Origin of the sequence: Pedobacter sp. ISL-64, assembly GCF_018613605.1 — a bacterium.
Lineage (GTDB): Bacteria > Bacteroidota > Bacteroidia > Sphingobacteriales > Sphingobacteriaceae > Pedobacter.
Window position 1 is genome coordinate 17,783 of sequence record NZ_JAGGPU010000026.1, and the last position, 16,889, is coordinate 34,671.

Annotated in this window: 18 protein-coding genes; 8 read left to right on the forward strand and 10 right to left on the reverse strand. The window is 37.6% G+C overall.

From position 1 onward, the window contains the following. The first annotated feature begins 511 nt into the window (after nt 1-511). The 3 genes from J7E57_RS24740 (at nt 512) to J7E57_RS24750 (ending at nt 2,479) form a co-directional block, all read left to right on the forward strand. A complete protein-coding gene (locus J7E57_RS24740) occupies nt 512-1,429 on the forward strand; it encodes a DUF58 domain-containing protein (RefSeq protein ID WP_215125826.1) in 918 nt (305 codons plus the stop codon). Nucleotides 1,430-1,495: 66 nt separating this feature from the next. Further along, nucleotides 1,496-1,957 (forward strand): redoxin domain-containing protein, encoded by a 462-nt coding sequence (locus J7E57_RS24745; RefSeq protein ID WP_215125825.1) that lies wholly within the window; start codon nt 1,496-1,498, stop codon nt 1,955-1,957. A 3-nt stretch (nt 1,958-1,960) separates the two neighbouring features. Next, the gene (locus J7E57_RS24750; RefSeq protein ID WP_215125824.1) at nt 1,961-2,479 is read left to right on the forward strand and encodes a DsbA family protein; all 519 of its coding nucleotides are present in this window, start codon (nt 1,961-1,963) and stop codon (nt 2,477-2,479) included. A 127-nt stretch (nt 2,480-2,606) separates the two neighbouring features. On the opposite strand, the gene J7E57_RS24755 is transcribed toward J7E57_RS24750, so the two are convergent. Both J7E57_RS24755 and J7E57_RS24760 read right to left on the reverse strand, forming a co-directional pair. Continuing rightward, nucleotides 2,607-3,053: a hypothetical protein gene (locus tag J7E57_RS24755; RefSeq protein WP_215125823.1), complete on the reverse strand. Its 447-nt coding sequence runs from the start codon at nt 3,051-3,053 to the stop codon at nt 2,607-2,609. 321 nt (nt 3,054-3,374) lie between these two features. After that, on the reverse strand, nt 3,375-4,379 hold the full coding sequence (locus J7E57_RS24760) for an NADP-dependent oxidoreductase (protein WP_215125822.1): 1,005 nt from the start codon (nt 4,377-4,379) through the stop codon (nt 3,375-3,377). A gap of 141 nt (nt 4,380-4,520) precedes the next feature. Here J7E57_RS24760 and J7E57_RS24765 point away from each other — a divergent pair, with 141 nt between their 5' ends. Continuing rightward, nucleotides 4,521-4,856: a winged helix-turn-helix transcriptional regulator gene (locus J7E57_RS24765; RefSeq protein ID WP_215125821.1), complete on the forward strand. Its 336-nt coding sequence runs from the start codon at nt 4,521-4,523 to the stop codon at nt 4,854-4,856. 283 nt (nt 4,857-5,139) lie between these two features. On the opposite strand, the gene J7E57_RS24770 is transcribed toward J7E57_RS24765, so the two are convergent. The 3 genes from J7E57_RS24770 to J7E57_RS24780 form a co-directional block, all read right to left on the reverse strand. Then, nucleotides 5,140-5,409, reverse strand: a complete 270-nt coding sequence (locus J7E57_RS24770; protein ID WP_215125820.1) for a hypothetical protein — start codon at nt 5,407-5,409, stop codon at nt 5,140-5,142. 207 nt (nt 5,410-5,616) lie between these two features. Next, a complete protein-coding gene (gene hppD / locus J7E57_RS24775; RefSeq protein ID WP_215125819.1) occupies nt 5,617-6,747 on the reverse strand; it encodes a 4-hydroxyphenylpyruvate dioxygenase in 1,131 nt (376 codons plus the stop codon). A 154-nt stretch (nt 6,748-6,901) separates the two neighbouring features. Continuing rightward, nucleotides 6,902-8,068 carry a homogentisate 1,2-dioxygenase gene (locus tag J7E57_RS24780; protein ID WP_215125818.1) on the reverse strand — a complete coding sequence of 389 codons (1,167 nt, stop codon included), beginning with the start codon at nt 8,066-8,068 and terminating at the stop codon, nt 6,902-6,904. A gap of 281 nt (nt 8,069-8,349) precedes the next feature. On the opposite strand from J7E57_RS24780, the gene J7E57_RS24785 reads away from it, so the two are divergent. From J7E57_RS24785 to J7E57_RS24800, 4 genes are all read left to right on the forward strand, one after another. Continuing rightward, nucleotides 8,350-8,805: a hypothetical protein gene (locus tag J7E57_RS24785; protein ID WP_215125817.1), complete on the forward strand. Its 456-nt coding sequence runs from the start codon at nt 8,350-8,352 to the stop codon at nt 8,803-8,805. Nucleotides 8,806-8,872: 67 nt separating this feature from the next. Next, nucleotides 8,873-9,868, forward strand: a complete 996-nt coding sequence (locus J7E57_RS24790) for a fumarylacetoacetate hydrolase family protein (protein WP_215125816.1) — start codon at nt 8,873-8,875, stop codon at nt 9,866-9,868. Nucleotides 9,869-10,251: 383 nt separating this feature from the next. Then, nucleotides 10,252-11,139, forward strand: coding sequence for a flavin reductase family protein (locus tag J7E57_RS24795; protein WP_215125815.1), 888 nt, complete (start codon nt 10,252-10,254; stop codon nt 11,137-11,139). Between the two features lie 25 nt (nt 11,140-11,164). Further along, the gene (locus tag J7E57_RS24800; RefSeq protein ID WP_215125814.1) at nt 11,165-11,770 is read left to right on the forward strand and encodes a YdeI/OmpD-associated family protein; all 606 of its coding nucleotides are present in this window, start codon (nt 11,165-11,167) and stop codon (nt 11,768-11,770) included. Between the two features lies 1 nt (nt 11,771). On the opposite strand, the gene J7E57_RS24805 is transcribed toward J7E57_RS24800, so the two are convergent. The 5 genes from J7E57_RS24805 to J7E57_RS24825 all read right to left on the reverse strand — a co-directional run bounded on the left by J7E57_RS24805 (nt 11,772) and on the right by J7E57_RS24825 (nt 16,827). Continuing rightward, nucleotides 11,772-12,317: a C40 family peptidase gene (locus tag J7E57_RS24805; protein WP_215125813.1), complete on the reverse strand. Its 546-nt coding sequence runs from the start codon at nt 12,315-12,317 to the stop codon at nt 11,772-11,774. Between the two features lie 116 nt (nt 12,318-12,433). After that, the gene (locus J7E57_RS24810; protein ID WP_215125812.1) at nt 12,434-12,808 is read right to left on the reverse strand and encodes a DUF4870 domain-containing protein; all 375 of its coding nucleotides are present in this window, start codon (nt 12,806-12,808) and stop codon (nt 12,434-12,436) included. 50 nt (nt 12,809-12,858) lie between these two features. Continuing rightward, a complete protein-coding gene (locus tag J7E57_RS24815; protein ID WP_215125811.1) occupies nt 12,859-13,560 on the reverse strand; it encodes an SDR family oxidoreductase in 702 nt (233 codons plus the stop codon). 374 nt (nt 13,561-13,934) lie between these two features. After that, nucleotides 13,935-15,716: an aromatic amino acid hydroxylase gene (locus J7E57_RS24820; RefSeq protein WP_215125810.1), complete on the reverse strand. Its 1,782-nt coding sequence runs from the start codon at nt 15,714-15,716 to the stop codon at nt 13,935-13,937. A gap of 589 nt (nt 15,717-16,305) precedes the next feature. Beyond that, nucleotides 16,306-16,827, reverse strand: coding sequence for a GtrA family protein (locus J7E57_RS24825; protein WP_215125809.1), 522 nt, complete (start codon nt 16,825-16,827; stop codon nt 16,306-16,308). Nucleotides 16,828-16,889 lie beyond the last annotated feature (62 nt).

Consider the following 16,889-nt stretch of genomic DNA (forward strand, 5'->3'; position numbering starts at 1 on the left):
GGATTTTTTGTTTAGTCGGATTATTAGTGTTTTGGAAATGTGGGGTTTTGCTTTTCATCGGGGTTTTAAGGGCGGGGCGGTTAAAATTATATGAACTTATTCGGAAAGGTGCTTTAGTAGTGCTTGGGTTTGTTCAGTCCTGCTGTTCACTGTAGCCCTCATACTTCGGGGCTGCCGCTGCCATCAGGTTTAAATTACTTAGGTTTAGTGGTACTTGGGCTGGGTTGCTTTCTGGCGTTGATTACTCCCCTCCTTGTTTTAAGGAGGAGTGCCCGCAGGGCGGGGTGGTTAGCGTTAGGGATTGTAAGGGTTCAGTACCGATCCTTCATCGGTACCGGAGCGTAGCGCAGCCCTGGAAAGCCCGCCCCTTGCGTAGCTTGGGGAACGCCCATATCAATTTGCAGTCTGCAATTCACAGTTTGTAGTTAGCCGGCGCTTAGGCCTTTGAAACTTCGAAAGTCTTGGGTAGTTTTTTAATTTTTTTTAATAAATCTTTTATTAGCTTTACCATATGCAGGCTGTAAACTACGAAAACGAAACAAGCTATGGTAATTTAGAATTGCTTGCACAGCAAGTGGTAGAAGGTTTTATCACCGGGCTGCATAAAAGCCCATTTCATGGCTTTTCGGTCGAATTTGCAGAGCACCGCCAGTATAATAATGGTGATAATGTTAAAAATATCGACTGGAAGTTATATGCCAAAACCGATAAACTTTACAGCAAACGTTTCGAAGAAGAAACCAATTTGCGCTGCCAGTTTGTGATTGATGTGTCCTCATCAATGTACTTTCCTGAACCTAAAAATAACAAACTGATTTTCTCGATACAGGCTGCTGCATCTTTGATGTACCTGTTGAAGAAACAGCGTGATGCTTTCGGATTAAGCTTATTTACAGATGAAATACTGTTGAATTCGCCAGCAAAGTCGACTACCTTACATCAGAAATATCTGTTTACACAATTGGAAGAGCTGTTACATAAACCCAAGGTAAATGCACAGACTAATTTAAGCGAAGCTTTGCACCAGGTGGCCGAATTGATTCATAAACGCTCATTGGTAATTGTTTTTAGCGATCTTTTTAATACACAAACAAGCATAGATAAAACGGACGAGTTTTTTGATGCTTTGCAGCATTTAAAATTCAACAAACATGAAGTGGTGGTTTTTAACGTGGTAGATAAATCAAAAGAAGTCGATTTCAATTTTGAAAACCGCCCATACCAGTTTATTGATATGGAAACCGGCGAAACGATTAAAGTACATACCAATCAGGTAAAGGAAAATTATACAGCGGCGGTTTCCTCGTATCGACAGCAGATTGCGCTAAAATGCGCCCAATATAAAATCGACTTAATTGATGCAGATATGAACGATGGGTTTTACCCTGTCCTTCAGTCTTACTTAATCAAAAGGCAAAAATTAGGCTAAAATTTGTTGCAAACAACACAGATTCAGCGTTGTTTATTAAATGATTTAAATTTTAAACTCCTTAATATGTTAGAAAAAGGCGCTATAGCACCAGATTTCGAATTGAATGCTACTCCCGATCAGAAAATAAAACTTAAAGATTTTAAAGGTAAAAATGTTATCCTGGCTTTTTATCCTGCCGATTGGAGCCCCGTATGCAGCGACCAAATGGCACTTTATAACGAAATGCTAAAATATTTTAACAAGTATGATGCACAGATTTTTGGTGTTTCTGTTGATAGTGTTTGGTGCCACCTCGCTTTTGAAGAAAATAGAAAACTGCATTTTCCACTTTTGGCCGATTTTGAACCAAAAGGCGCAGTGTCAAAAGCTTATGGTGTATACCATGAAGAACTTGGCGAAAGCAAAAGGGCACTTTTTGTTATAGATAAAGAAGGGAAAATTGCCTGGAGTTATTTGTCGCCAATAGCTGTTAACCCTGGCGCTGACGGAATTTTAGACGCATTAGAAGAATTAAGCAAGAAATAAGTTATGAGTACATTAAAACCCGAAGTAAGTAATCAAGACCATATTCAAGGCAACGATTCAGCTAGTATAACCATTGTCGAATATGGCGATTATCAATGTCCGTATTGTGGTGATGCCTACCCAATTGTAAAAGAAATTGAAGAAACATTTGGACATCAGATTAAATTTATATTTCGTCATTTTCCTTTGGCAAATGCCCATGAGTTTGCTTTTCCAGCTGCCATTGCTGCAGAAGCTGCAGATTTACAAGGTAAGTTTTGGGAAATGCACGATGCACTCTACGAAAATCAATACCGCTTAAACGCTGACCTATTTGATGAACTGGCAGAAACAATCGGTTTAGACCTGGAGCAGTTTCAAAAAGATAGCACTTCAGCAGGTATCAAAACTAAAATAGAAGACGATTTTGATAGTGGAGTGCGCAGTGGCGTAAACGGAACGCCTTCGTTTTATGTAAACGGAACTAAATTTGATGGAGGCGCAACAGACCTTTACCAGATGCTTAAAGAAAGTACCGGGTAACCGCATTTAACCAATTACTAATTTAGCAGGGCTCTTGTGCCGGAAGATTCTTTTGAATTTTAAGAGAAGCCTGAGCATGACGTCCGATTTTTGATTTTGCTTAAATAGGCAATTTTCAATAATGCCCCTAATCGAGCGTAAAATTAACATTTATAGTGTATTTTATTCTAAGGTCTTTTATAACATGTTTTTCACAATCGCCCTTAATTAAACGTTGGGGAATGGTAATTGATTGATTCGGTTTAAGTACAGCCTTCTGCGCTATCTCGTAAGCCTTTTTACAGCCTTGGGTTACATCACCGTCCAAACGAAAAGAAATAATAGTTATTTCCGTTTTCATGGTGTTTTTTATAGTGATTTTAGCAAAGGTGGTTAAGTTACTGTCGTGTTTGTCTTTCACATATACAATTTTGATATGATTGAGCATATCATTTGATGCCTGCTTAAAAGATTTAGCGTCCTGAGCGGCTGTCACCTTAACAGGCTTTTGCGGATTGTCTTGATTTTTAATTTCCACCAAGGGTATTTTCAAAAATCCACAACAAAGTATCATTAATATTCCTTTAGCGAGCATAATTTTGAGCGATAATGTTTAAAATGGTATTTGGTAAGCCAACTCTTAGCCTTATTGGCTTCAGTTAACATTCTGGTAATTTTTATTCCTAAGTTATTGGTTTTTTTAGAATAAACCTATCCCTTGGTTTGTAAGGACAAAAATCAAAATCTTATAACAAAAAACCTCATGTATTTTGCAATACATGAGGTATCAGATAAGGGTAACCGGAAAACTAAAAAACTAATTATGAGTTTTTAGAATTTAACAAAATTGAAATCGCTTCGTGTTTTGTTATTTCAAAGGTGCACTTCAATTATGAAGTTTTAGTGAAGAATTAAATTAATAATCTATCGTCATCACTAGCTTCTTTCCTCTGCTTAAATTGTTTTCCATAATGTTATGCGCATGTTGTACCGTTTTTAAAGAAAACCTGCCTAAAATATTTATTGATGGCGCAACTAATTTTTCAGCTTCAATCAAGCCGGTGATTTTCCTCAAGGTGTTTCCATACCAGTTCAGGTTGTTATCGAGTGTGAAAGCATAATTTGAAATATTGAGCACTGAAGCTCCCTTATCAAATAAGGTTTCCCGGGTCTTTTGTGTGCCTAGAAATGTTATATCTGCATATACGCCATTTACTTTAAGCGTATTTGCTGCAATTTCTGCTGATTTATCACCAACTATATCCACTGTAAAATCGAAATAATGATTGTGATTTGCATTTAATATGATGCTTTCGAGATCTGGATTGCGATAATCTATTATTTGTGATTCTTTTAATCCAATGGCTTTAATCGCATCTATACTTTCTAAGCTTCCTGCAATGGTTATAATTTGATCAAGATGCTTGGGTTTTAATAGCCTGATAAGAAAAGATCCTACAGCACCGCTTCCTCCGGTGATGAAAATACGGTCTTTTTTTTTAATATGAAGTCGGCTAAAGGTTTGCCACGCCGTTAAACCAGCAGAAGGAATCGCTGCGGCTTCCTCAAAAGTTATATTTTTTGGTTTCAGCGCAACTCGTTTTTCTGTCAACGTCATGTATTGCGCATAACTACCATTTGATCCGCCACTGCCTGAGGCAGCGTAAATTTCATCTCCTAACTTAAAGTTTTTAACGTTCTCGCCAATTTCTTCCACTATTCCTGCAAGTTCACGTCCTAAAATAGGAGAATTCATCATGTGGCTTTCCCTTCTTCCTAAACGCATTTGGTAGTCAATAGGATTAAAAGCAGTTGCTTTTAATTTGATTAATACCTCATCATTTTTAGGTTTTGGAACGGGATAGTTCTCCAATTTAAAATTTTCTGTATTACCGAATTCTTTTAATGTTATTGCTTTCATAAATATTGTAATTAACTAACGGTTATGATTTAGTCATGAAAAAACTCAGTCCTCTTTTTCTTAACTTGGTCAAAGTTGAATTTAAAAAACACAGCATGCAATGGCTTGTTTTATTTGGAGTTACTCAAAAAAAAGTGAGTTATGATTAAAGAAAGTTCCTCGAATGCATTAAATAAGGCTTTTTTGCTTAATTCATGCCGTATAAATGGTGCGTTAGATATTATTTCAGGCAGATGGAAAGCATTGATCCTGATCCATATTTTTGAAGGAGTGAACCGCTTCAGCTTATTAAAAAATGTACTTCCTACTATATCTGATCAGGCTTTAGGCAAACAACTAAAAGAACTGGAAGCAAATAAATTGCTGACCAAAGAAATTATTGCTGAGGTTCCGGTTAGGGTAGATTACCATTTAACGAAAAAGGGACTGGCATTAATGCCTATTTTGACCAACCTTTCGGAGTGGTATGATTTATAACTTGATTGCTGGATTTAAAACGGCAAATAAATAAAAACAAAAGCCAGGAATTAATTCCCAGCTTTTATAATGGTTAAGTTAATTACTTTTTCGAATAAAGATTTTGCAGATGCAGGAAGGCCGCTATCAATTTTTCTTCATCACCAGCTAAACAATAATATTTAATTCCATTTTTATCGTTATCAGGTTCATCTTCACGTTTGTCAAAAATGGGATAGATGGATTTAATTTTTGTGCTGGTCTGTTCCGGACTCACCCTGAATCCTTTCCAGGTGTTTATTTGCTATTTGTTGGTGGTTTCTTCTTTGGCATTATCCGCGCTGGCAAAGGTTTTTCCAACGGTAAAAACCCCGTAATTCATTTCCTCATCAATAGAAAACGAATTGGCAGTAATTGTAAATGTGGTTTCCGTTCCCTTGCGTAAAATGTGATCGGTTCCGCCGATAGCTTTTGCCAATAGTTGGTTGATGGTTTTAACAGTTTCGATCTTTGTTTGGGCGAAACCATTAATGGATGCCGCCAGCAATAAGACCAGCATTAATTTTCTTCTCATAATTTTTAAGGTTTAAATATTTGTGTGTATTTAAATTTAAAGAATTTGATTAAGCGTAAAAAAGAGCAGGTTTAAACCTGCTCTTTTTTACGCTTAATTTTGGATTGTCGTCATGCTGAACTCGTTTCAGTATCTTTTGTCTGAGACCCTGAAATAAATTCAGGGTGACGTCTTGAATTAAATCACTTAATTCGCTATGAATGGATACTACAAATTTCCCCTCAATTCCTGCTCACGTTCCAATGATTCAAATAGCGCTTTAAAGTTGCCCGCACCAAAACTCTGTGCACCTTTACGCTGAATAATTTCGAAGAATAGGGTAGGGCGGTCTTCAACTGGTTTAGTGAAAATCTGTAGTAAATAGCCTTCTTCATCACAATCGACCAAAATACCCAGACTTTCTAGCAATGCTATTTCTTCATCAATTTTGCCTACGCGTTGCGGCATCATGTTGTAATAGGCCTCTGGTGGCGCACTTAAAAACTCCACCCCACGTGCTTTCAGTTCTTTAACTGTTTTAACAATATCTTTAGTGGCCACAGCAATGTGCTGAACGCCTTCGCCCTCATAATATTCAAGGTATTCTTCAATTTGCGATTTCTTTTTCCCCTCAGCAGGTTCGTTAATCGGGAATTTCGAATAGCCATTTCCATTACTCATTACCTTACTCATCAAAGCCGAGTATTCAGTATTGATCTGCTTATCATCAAAAGATAAGATATTTACGAAGCCCATTACATCTTCGTACCATTGTACAGCTTCATTCATGCGGTTCCAACCTACATTACCCACACAATGATCGATATATAAAAGACCAGCATCGGCAGGTTGATAATCGCTTTCCCATACACGATAACCTGGCATAAAGGTTCCATTATAATTTTTACGCTCAATAAACATGTGTACAGTTTCGCCATAAGTATAAATACCGCTCATCCGAACTTCACCATTTTCATCAGTTAAAGTTTGAGGAGCCAAATAGGGTTTCGCACCACGTTTTGTGGTTTCTTCAAAGGCGCTATAGGCATCGTCTACCCAAAGGGCTAATACTTTTACCCCATCGCCATGTTTTTTTACATGCTCTGCTATTGGATGATCTGATTTTAATGCTGTGGTTAAGATCAATCTGATTTTACCCTGTTGCAATACATATGATGAACGGTCACGTACACCAGTTTCTGGTCCGGCATAAGCCAGGCTTTGAAACCCAAATGCAGTTTTGTAGTAGTGAGCCGCTTGTTTAGCATTGCCTACATAAAATTCGATATAATCTGTTCCGTTAATAGGCAGAAAATCTGGTGCTTTTGATATTTTTTCTGCGAATGTTTGTGTTTTCATTGTTGTTGTTATTAAGTCCGAGGTCGGGGCGGCCGAAGTCGGATGTGTTGTTATTTTTAAATGGTTAACCGCTTAATTGTTTAAATCGGTTAACTGTGCATGTTACTTTAAAGAGCTTAAATCCTATAATCCCGAAATCTTAATCATCCTAACTTTACTCTATGTTAATCTGCCAACTTTTGTGGTAATTTTCGTCCTCAATATCCAGGGCATCCTGTGTAAGCATTAAAGGTTTAAAAGGATCGATCATTACCGCCAGTTCATCTGTTTTTTCTTTTCCGATCGATTTTTCTACGGTACCCGGGTGTGGCCCATGTGGAATACCTCCAGGGTGTAAGGTAATCTGCCCTTTAACCACACTTTTGCGGCTCATAAAATCACCATCTACATAATAAAGCACTTCATCGCTATCTACATTGCTATGGTTGTAAGGCGCAGGAATAGAATCAGGGTGATAATCGTATTTGCGGGGAACAAAAGAACAAACTACAAAGTTGTGTCCTTCGAAAGTTTGATGAACCGGGGGTGGTTGGTGTAAACGGCCTGTTATCGGCTCAAAATCGTGGATAGAGAAAGCGTATGGGTAATGATAACCGTCCCAGCCTACATAATCAAAAGGATGTGTACCGTAGGTATATGGATAAATTAACCCTTGTTTTTTAATCAGTACTTTAAAATCGCCGTATTCATCAAAGGTTTGCAGGTTTTGGGGTAATCTTAAATCACGCTCACAGTAAGGTGCGTGTTCCATTAGCTGTCCAAACTGATTTAAATATCTTTTTGGCGGTCTTAACGGACTAAAACTTTCCACAATGAACAACCTGTTTTGTTCATTATCAAACTCCATCTGGTAAATGGTTCCTCTCGGGATGATCAGATAATCGCCATAAGCAAACTTAATTTCTCCAAATCCTGTTTTCAGCTTTCCAGAACCTTCATGTATGAAGATCATCTCGTCAGCCTGGCTGTTTTTGTAGAAATAATCGGTCATCGATTTTCTCGGCGCTGCCAAAACGATGTGTAAATCGCTATTTACCAGAACGGCTTTTCTGCTTTTTAGAAAATCATCTTCAGGTTTAATATTGAAACCGATTAAACTCGTGTGTTTCAGGTGTTTTTCGCGTGCAATTTTTGGCTCAACACTGTATGCTTCGCCCAAATGTTTAACAATGGTTGGCGGGTGACAATGATAAACCAATGAATATAAACTCGAAAAACCTTCGGTTGATACCAATTCTTCGGCATAAAGATTTCCATCGGGTTTACGAAAAACCGTGTGACGTTTAGCTGGAATCTGCCCCAATTTATGATAAATAGGCATAATAAAATGTTGTTATGGTTAGAAAAGAAAAAATCCTAATGAATTAACAATCAAAACGGTAATGCGTTTCAATTAAAAAGAAAGGGTAAGTAAAAATTACAGAGAATATTGAGCCATGATCAGTTTGGATAGCATCTTATAGCGACGGGCCGCAATAGCGTCGTTTACTAGATTAATATGTAATGCTTTTAAGATCATGGTTTTAATGGTGCCAAGGTAAGTATTTTATTTAAAAGTTGAAATTTTAATTACCTTTAATTACTTACTATATGATCATCCCGATGAAATTTATTTTTACATGCTTATTTTTTTTAGCCTTGAGCTATGCCACTTTTGCGCAACAAAATGCCAAGTACACCATTAGGGTTATAGACCGAAGTGGAAAAGCCACAAGAGGTTCTTTTTACGCTGCAGCCGATGATGGTTTAACAATTATCAGAAACCGGAAGGATACCATAAAATTAAGTGCCGACAGTATCAGTGCATTGTATATTCACCGTAAAGGGATAGCTGCACCGCTGGCTATTGCCGGAGGTTTAACATTTTTTGTACTGGCCGCAAAAAGTGATAAATTGGTCGAGTCGGTAGTGCTTATTGCTGCGGGTGTACCTGTTGGCGTATCGGGTGGAATGTTAATTGGTGGTTTACTCTCTAACAAAAAACATTATAAAGCACTTCAGGCAAAAGATTTTCCTTTAATTAAATCAAACCTTCAGAAATATACTGTGTTAAAATAATAACGTTTAAGTTTTATTTTGAATGGCCTAATTTCTTAGCTTTACCGCATATTTAACCAAATCATATATGAAACTAGTATCTTATAAAACCGAAGACAGGGAGCATCTTGGTATATTTATCAACGGACATATTTATAATTTAAATAGTTGCGATAAATTGCTTCCAGATAATATGAGTACGTTTTTGCAAGGTGGTGAAGTGTTAATGGAAAGAGCAAAAAGGATAGACGATCAAATAAAAGATGGTAGTTTAGCTGCTAAAGAAGAAATTTTTTACGAGATTTTAGCTCCTGTTCCGCATCCTACGAGTTGTCGTGATGGATACGCTTTCAGACAGCATGTTGCTGCGGCACGTAGAAATAGAAAGGTTGATATGATCCCTCAATTCGATGAGTACCCGATCTTTTATTTCACCAATCACAACGCTATTCAAGGTACTGGAGAAATTGAATGTATGCCAGATCATTTTGATAAACTCGATTTCGAATTAGAGGTTGCGATTGTTATTGGTAAAAAAGGTAGAAATATTAAAGCTGCTGAAGCTGACGAATACATTGCCGGTTATATGGTAATGAACGATATGAGTGCCCGTACCTTGCAGATGGAGGAGATGTTGTTGAATTTAGGCCCTGCAAAAGGAAAAGATTTTTCTACGGTAATTGGCCCATGGTTGGTAACGCCTGATGAATTATTGCAATATAAAGTTGCGCCTAAAGAAGGGCATGTCGGTAATGTTTACGACCTTAAAATGACCTGCCGGGTAAATGGCATCGAAGTTTCGAAAGGAAATGCTGCCGATATGGACTGGACTTTTGCTGAAATTATAGAACGTTGTGCTTATGGTGTAGATATTCTTCCAGGGGATGTAATTGGTTCAGGAACAGTAGGTACGGGTTGTTTCTTGGAATTAAACGGGACTGGTTTGCTTAACGATCCAAATTATAAAGTACAGTGGTTACAGCCAGGTGATGTTGTGGAAATGGAAATAACAGGGCTTGGTGCTTTAACCAATACAATCACTAAAGCAGATACCGATTTTTCGATTTTGGCATTGAAGAAATAGAAAGGTTCTTCAAATTGATTATACTTATTTAGAAATTAATTTATTTAATGCCAGATTATTAAAGCGGTCGTCATCCTGAATTCAGTTCAGGATCTATCTGATTAGATGCTGACCACGTAGTAGCTACAAGACAATTGAAAATGCTACTTCTACTTGTAAAACAAGTTCAGCATGACGACCGTTGCGAAAAAACTAAATCAATAATATCATCAAAAGTAATTCAGGTTTAAATTACTTAGGTTAACCTTGTTAACTAAACCCGATAGTAGCGTTATCTCCCGATTTTTCATCGGGAATATAGCGTATAGCGGGACTGCTGTTTCCCAATAAGCACTGCATTTGTTTTCCAAAAAAAATAATTATAAAATTTAATCATTAAAGTTTTGGTATCACTTAAAACCGAAGATTTAACTCCCGTAGATCTGCAAAATTATTTGCAATACGCCATCGCTCCGCGACCGATCTGCTTTGCTTCAACTATTAATGCCGAAGGGAATATTAATTTAAGCCCCTTCAGTTTCTTTAATATGTTTAGTACAAATCCGCCGATCTGTATTTTTTCCCCGTCAAGAAGAGTGCGTGATAATACCACCAAACATAGCTTAGAAAATGTATTGCAGGTTAAAGAATGCGTCATTAATATTGTAAACTACGATATGGTGCAGCAAATGAGTTTGGCTAGTACCGAATACGCTAAAGGCGTAAACGAGTTCGAGAAAGCGGGATTTACCATGTTGAAATCTGATCTGGTCAGGCCACCAAGGGTAGCAGAAGCTCCGGTACAGTTTGAATGTGTTGTAAATGAGGTGATTTCATTAGGCGATCATCATGGTGCAGGGAACCTGGTTCTGGCCGAAATAAAAGTGATTCATATTAATGAAGCTATTTTAGACGAAAATGGTAGGATTGATCAGCATAAAATCGATCTTGTAGCGCGTTTAGGTGGCGATTGGTACTGTAGGGTTACAAACGACAATTTATTTAAAGTAGCTAAACCCCTTGCTAAATTGGGCATCGGTGTAGACCGTTTACCACATTCTGTCCGTTTTTCTAAAGTATTATCCGGAAATGACCTGGGAATGCTTGGAAATGTTGAACATTTGCCGAGCGACGAAGAAATCGACCTGATCAGTACCCATCCAGAAGTAAAAGAAGTGCTCGATGCTACTATAGGTGATACAACCAACCGCGAAAGAGAGCTGCACGAACTGGCAAAAAAGTTTCTTCATAACGGAGCGGTAGAACTTGCTTTAAAGGTAGTTTTACTTTAAATTTAGTAAGGTAATTTTTAAGGCTATGCATACAATTGTTCAGGTAGATCAGTACATCATTAATTCGGCAGAATTTGCGATCCCCATTTTAGATCATTTAAGGAATCTGGTACATAAAGCCGATGGACGGATTGAAGAAAAAATGAAGTGGAGTATGCCATTCTTCGATTTCAAAGGCACAGTTTGTCATATGGCGTCCTTTAAACACCATTGTGCATTTGGTTTTTGGAAGGGATCGTTAATGCAAGATGAGTACGGCATTTTTAAAGAACGTTCTGAAGCGATGGGTTTGTTAGGGAAAATAACATCTTTGGAAGATTTACCTTCAGATGAGATCCTGATTGCTTACATACAACAGGCAATTAAATTAAATGAGGATAATGTAAAGTTGCCGGCAAAGCCAAAATCTACAGCACAGAAAGAACTCATTATTCCCGAATATTTTATTGAAGCATTAAAAGATGATCCTAAGGCCTTAGCTGTATTTCAGAACTTTAGCTTATCCAATAAAAAGGATTATGTAATGTGGCTTGAGGAAGCAAAAACAGAGGCAACTAAACAAAAACGATTGGATACCACACTGGAGTGGCTCGCAGAGGGTAAAACAAGAATGTGGAAATATAAAAAGTAAGTTATATAATACTTACAATTTTCATGAAACGGGCCTTATAATGGCCATCAAAATCTGTAATGGTTACCTGATGTACTTTACCCGAAGAGGCATGGATAAACTTGATACCGTTTTCATCAATTGAATAAACAATCCCAACATGACCGATTCTTCTTATTCTTGAATTACTGCCTGTAAAAATCAATACATCGCCTACTTTTGCGTTTTCCAAGCTGGTTTCTTTACCCGCGTAGCTAAACTCGCGTGAAGAACGTGGAACCTTAAAACCAAAATTGCTGAATACATAACTTACAAAGCCAGAGCAATCGAAACCAACCTTAGGGTTACTTGTAGCATAACGATACGGGATACCTAACATGCTTTTGGCAAAGTCGATTAAACTTTCAGATTGTTTAGCCGACGAATTGTTTGATGGTTTATCCTCTTTAGGGAGGCTGGCAACGAGCTTTTTAACTAACTCCTGGTACTGAGCCGGGATAATGGTTTGGGATTTTCCTGCCGTGGCAGACAAAATGAAAAACGCAATCGGGACTATTATTTTCTTCATATGTAGGAACCAAAGATATAAAAAATATCCAAAGTCGCTTAAAATGTTGAAAATGAGTGCAAATAAAAAAGTCCAAACAACTTGCCTGGACTTCTGATTAAAATATTTGTTTTCGATTAAATACTTGGGAACATGGATTGTGCTCTTTCACCAATTAATGGAATAGGTTTTTTCTCTCCCTGGATTGCAGCAATTAATCCGATAATCCACAATACGAATAATCCAATTTGAACAATCCGGAGTATATAAACTGCATCTAAAAAGCCGGTTGCAAAAATTAAAGGGATTAAAAATAAGCTTAAACCCCAGCTCAAAACGGTCGATGCCAGATGGAAAAGAAGCGTTTGTTTTAAATGATATCTACTCAATTCTGTTTGATTATCTTTATACATGGCGAAATAGGCAATTAACCATCCAATAAACCAAAAGTAGCTTACTATTGCGGCATTTTTTCCATTGTCGGCTGTTTTAAAAGGTGAGTTTGTTTCCATAGGTTTTTTAGTTTTCGATTTAGCACGTAAATTACTAAATAATATGGATATTATGGTGTGGTAACAGCAACAGGTAAAATCTTTCCATTAAAGAATTTGTGTCCGGTTTTAGCAAAGTCGGTAACATATTTCCCCATTTCGAAGGCCATAACCGGGCTTTGGTAACCAGGGAAAGCAGCCTCAAGCATTTCCGTTTGTGCCGATCCTAATGCAAGACAATTGATTTTGATTCCTGTTTCAGCCAATTCGAACGCCAAACATTCAGTTAAGGTGTGCAGCGCTGCTTTACTTGCCGAATAAGCTGAAAGTCCTGGGAATTTAACGCTCCCTTGAAAACCACCCATACTACCGATGTTTACAATGTGGCTTCCGCTTTGCATTAGAGGCAAAATATGCTGAATCATCCTGAAGTGTGAAATCACATTGCTTTGTAACATTTCACCCAGATCAATTTCTGTGGTTTCTAAAAAAGGTTTATTGATTAAGGCCCCTGCATTGTTAATTAAGATATCAACAGATCCTAATCGTTCCTTTAAAAATGGAACTAATGCGGCATAGTCATCATTTACAATGTCAAATTCTACTGGTAAAAGTGTACAGTCTGGATTAATGCCTTTAGCAATTTCTAAGAGTTTACGCAGTTTATCTGCCGATCGGGCAATGGCTACAATTTTGTTCTCTTTCTGTAAGCTAAACTCTAAAGCAGTTTCGAAACCGATTCCACTACTTGCACCTGTAATTATAATGTTCATTAAAAAAAGTTAAAAATTGTTGTAAAGTTAAAAGGTTCTGGACCTGATGAAATCAAAGTTAGGAAAAAAAGAGTAAGTCGACTAGAACCTTGTTTGGCGACAAGGATTAGCGAATAGTGATTACATCACTTGATTTACGCATTATGTTGCAAATGTGGTTGTCAGTCGTCCTCGTTATAAATAAGGGTGATTGGAATTAATAATTAATAAGAAATTTAAGGTATTTGAACGATAAGTTCGTCATGCTGACCTGAAGCGAAGCGGAAAGCTACGAAGTAAACCGAGCTCACCGCAGGTAATTTATTTCAGCATCTATTTTGCATTAAGACCCTGAAATAAATTCAGGGTGACGACCGACTTATTAAAGAGATAAATCAATCCTCTGTAATCAACTGGCTTACCGGGTTTTTAATTACATGTAAGCCATCGCTGATCAATTTTGTGTGATCAAGCTCCCTGCCAGCTTTTATTTCCAGATAGACCTGAATTTCCTTTTCCAGCTGATGATAAATCTTTTTATGGTAAATAATCTCCAGGATTTCCAATGCACAAAGCCAATCCTGCCTATGGTTCGATTTTAGCTGTGCGAAAATTTCGGCAAGCTTATCCAGACCTTCGCCACTTTCCCTAATTTCTCTAACCATTTGGTATAAACCGTGCAGTTTTAAAATCTTATCATCATAAGTAAGCTGATGTGTTTTTTCATTACTAATTAATGTAATTTCTTCGTAGGCGTCTTTATCGGCAGCTCCATTAAAAACTGAAACAATGGTTTCGCCTATCGCCATATCATAAATGCCCCATTCAGGTTTAAACAAGATATTTCCATTGCTTTCAGTAACCGTACAGTCTTTAAGGGCAATTAAAAGGAGCTTGTTGCTTTCGGTAATAATGTCCTTAATCACACCAATTACTTTAATGCCGCTTTCAAATAAAAGTTCAGTTTTTTCACCTGTAATTATCCCTAAAGCCTGTAATTCAGCTGTGCTATAATCTTCCAGTGCTTTTGCTGCATCTTTTAACCGACCAACGGGAGATGAAAAACCATCAGCGTGGTAATCTTTCCCATGGCCGTTCAATTGTTTTCCTTTAAATGCCAATGCCGAAGGACCGGTTGTTTTAATAAAGGTTACCTCATCTTTTGTACCCACACCAATATCGGTAAATACACCGCTTACCTGTAAGCCCGAACTACAAACCGCTGTGGCCACATTTTTACAGGCAATTGCTTTCATAATGCTTTCTGTGCCGCCTTTTCTAAAGGCCATGGTATTGGCAAAGGTTTCCAAAACATCAATAAGATTTTGGAAAGTTTCGGTTACAAAAAGCTGCGGTTGTGGTTTGGTAATATCGTAAGCGTAGTTAATCGTATCGATGTTGTACCAAAGTTTCTCCACATCATTTTGCATGCAGGTTGCACTTTCACCGATAGAAGAGAGCAAACCAGCGCCATAAATTTTAGGGTTTTCTAAAGTACCAATCAAACCATACTCAACCGTCCACCAGTGTAAGCGACCAAGTAAAGCCATTTCAGAAGGTTCGCCCATGTTTTCGCTGATGTAGCGCAGCTCTTTTTCTGCCTTGGCAATCTGAAATTCATCTGCATCTATGGCTTCCTTCAAAATGGATAATTTCCTAATGGCCTCGTAAAGTTCAAAATCTTTCGCCGAAAACATGGCTTTTGCGCCAATTGAACCAAAATAACTTAAATAATTATTGTAATCCGTATCGGCAATAATAGGCGCGTGACCAGCACTTTCATGTATAATATCCGGTGCAGGTGTATATTCAATGTGATTAATCTGGCGGATATCGGCAGCAATTACCAGTACACGGTAGGCCTGATATTCCATAAAAGCAGCTGGCGGAATAAAGCCATCAACAGTTACGGCGCCCCAACCAATCTTGCCCAGATTGTCGTTCATCGTTTGCAGGTCGGGAATGTGTTCGATACTTAAACCCGCTCGTTGTAAGCCTTTTATGTAAGGGTAGTAAGCAACATTTTTAAGATAGCTATAATTCTGACGCATTACGTAACGCCACACCGCTTGATCGATCGGCGTGTATTTTTCGTAATTCTGGGCAACAATAAATTGCTTTAAATGATTGGGCAATTTTGTTACCTGCGCATTATTAAAATCATTAAAATGGCTCATGGTTAATCTAAAAATAAGTTGGTCGGCAGCTAAGTTAGGATGTTGTTTTTATCTTATCAAGAAAGTGCTTGGATAAATTAACAGCTTAGCGTAATAAAGGTTTCTGGCAGTAAAAAGATAAGTTGATGATTAGAAAAGGTGCTGTCGTATTTCATCGGCGAGGTTCGGTCGGGCTGTGCGCTATATCCCCGATGAAGAATCGGGGGATGCCGCTTCCATCCCGTTTAAGTACTTAGGGCAGTTTAAAAACTAAAATAGAGGTACTGTTTTGGCCACCTAAACCCGACTGGAACGTAAAGCCCGGAACGAGATACGAGTGAGGACTTGATTGAAGGCGGGATTGTAGAAACCGAAATGCTTGTGCCACTGCTTTCCAAAAATAGATAAGATTAAAAGCAATTTATAACAGATCCAGTAGAAAGTCGTCATCTCGACCGAAGCATCGCGGAGTGGAGAGATCTTTAAACTATGTTATTGAAATCAAGTTAAAGATTTCTCCTCCAAAGGAGTTCCTTTGGAGCACTACGGTCGAAATGACGATACTTCTAATCGACCCAACTCTTTTTATCAGTGCCTCCATGACAAACAATTACTTAGGATTATTAATGTTTTTTCCCTTTTTATCACCTATTTTCTTTACGCTAAACGTAAAGTAGTGTTGATATAGGTAACTGAAAAGCGCCATTAAAACCGAAACCAGTATTCTAGAAAGCATTGCCAAAGTTGGATAATCTCTCAAAAGTTCCAGCAAAAACTTCAATAAAACATAATTGGCCAGTATATTAATGAATTGAAGATTTAAAAACCTAAAAAGCTGAACCCGGCCTTTTAATTCGCTATGTGTAAATATCACATACTTATTGAGTAAAAAACTGGTTGGAATGGCAATTGTATAATCGACCAATAGCGATGCAGTTTCTCTCTGAAGTACAATTATCCCAAAATCTACTTCTTCGGTTTTAAAAATGAAAAAATAAGCAAAATAATAACTTAAAATTCCCAATAGCAAAGTACCGCCACCAGTAGCCATGTACCTAAAATTGTGTAAGGAAATAAATTTTTTAAAAGGAGGGTGAAAAAAATCTATCACGGCTAAAATTGCTGTACGCATTGACGATAAAATATTAAAAGTTTCTAGGCCGAAATATTAACAATCGGTTTATCTCATATAAG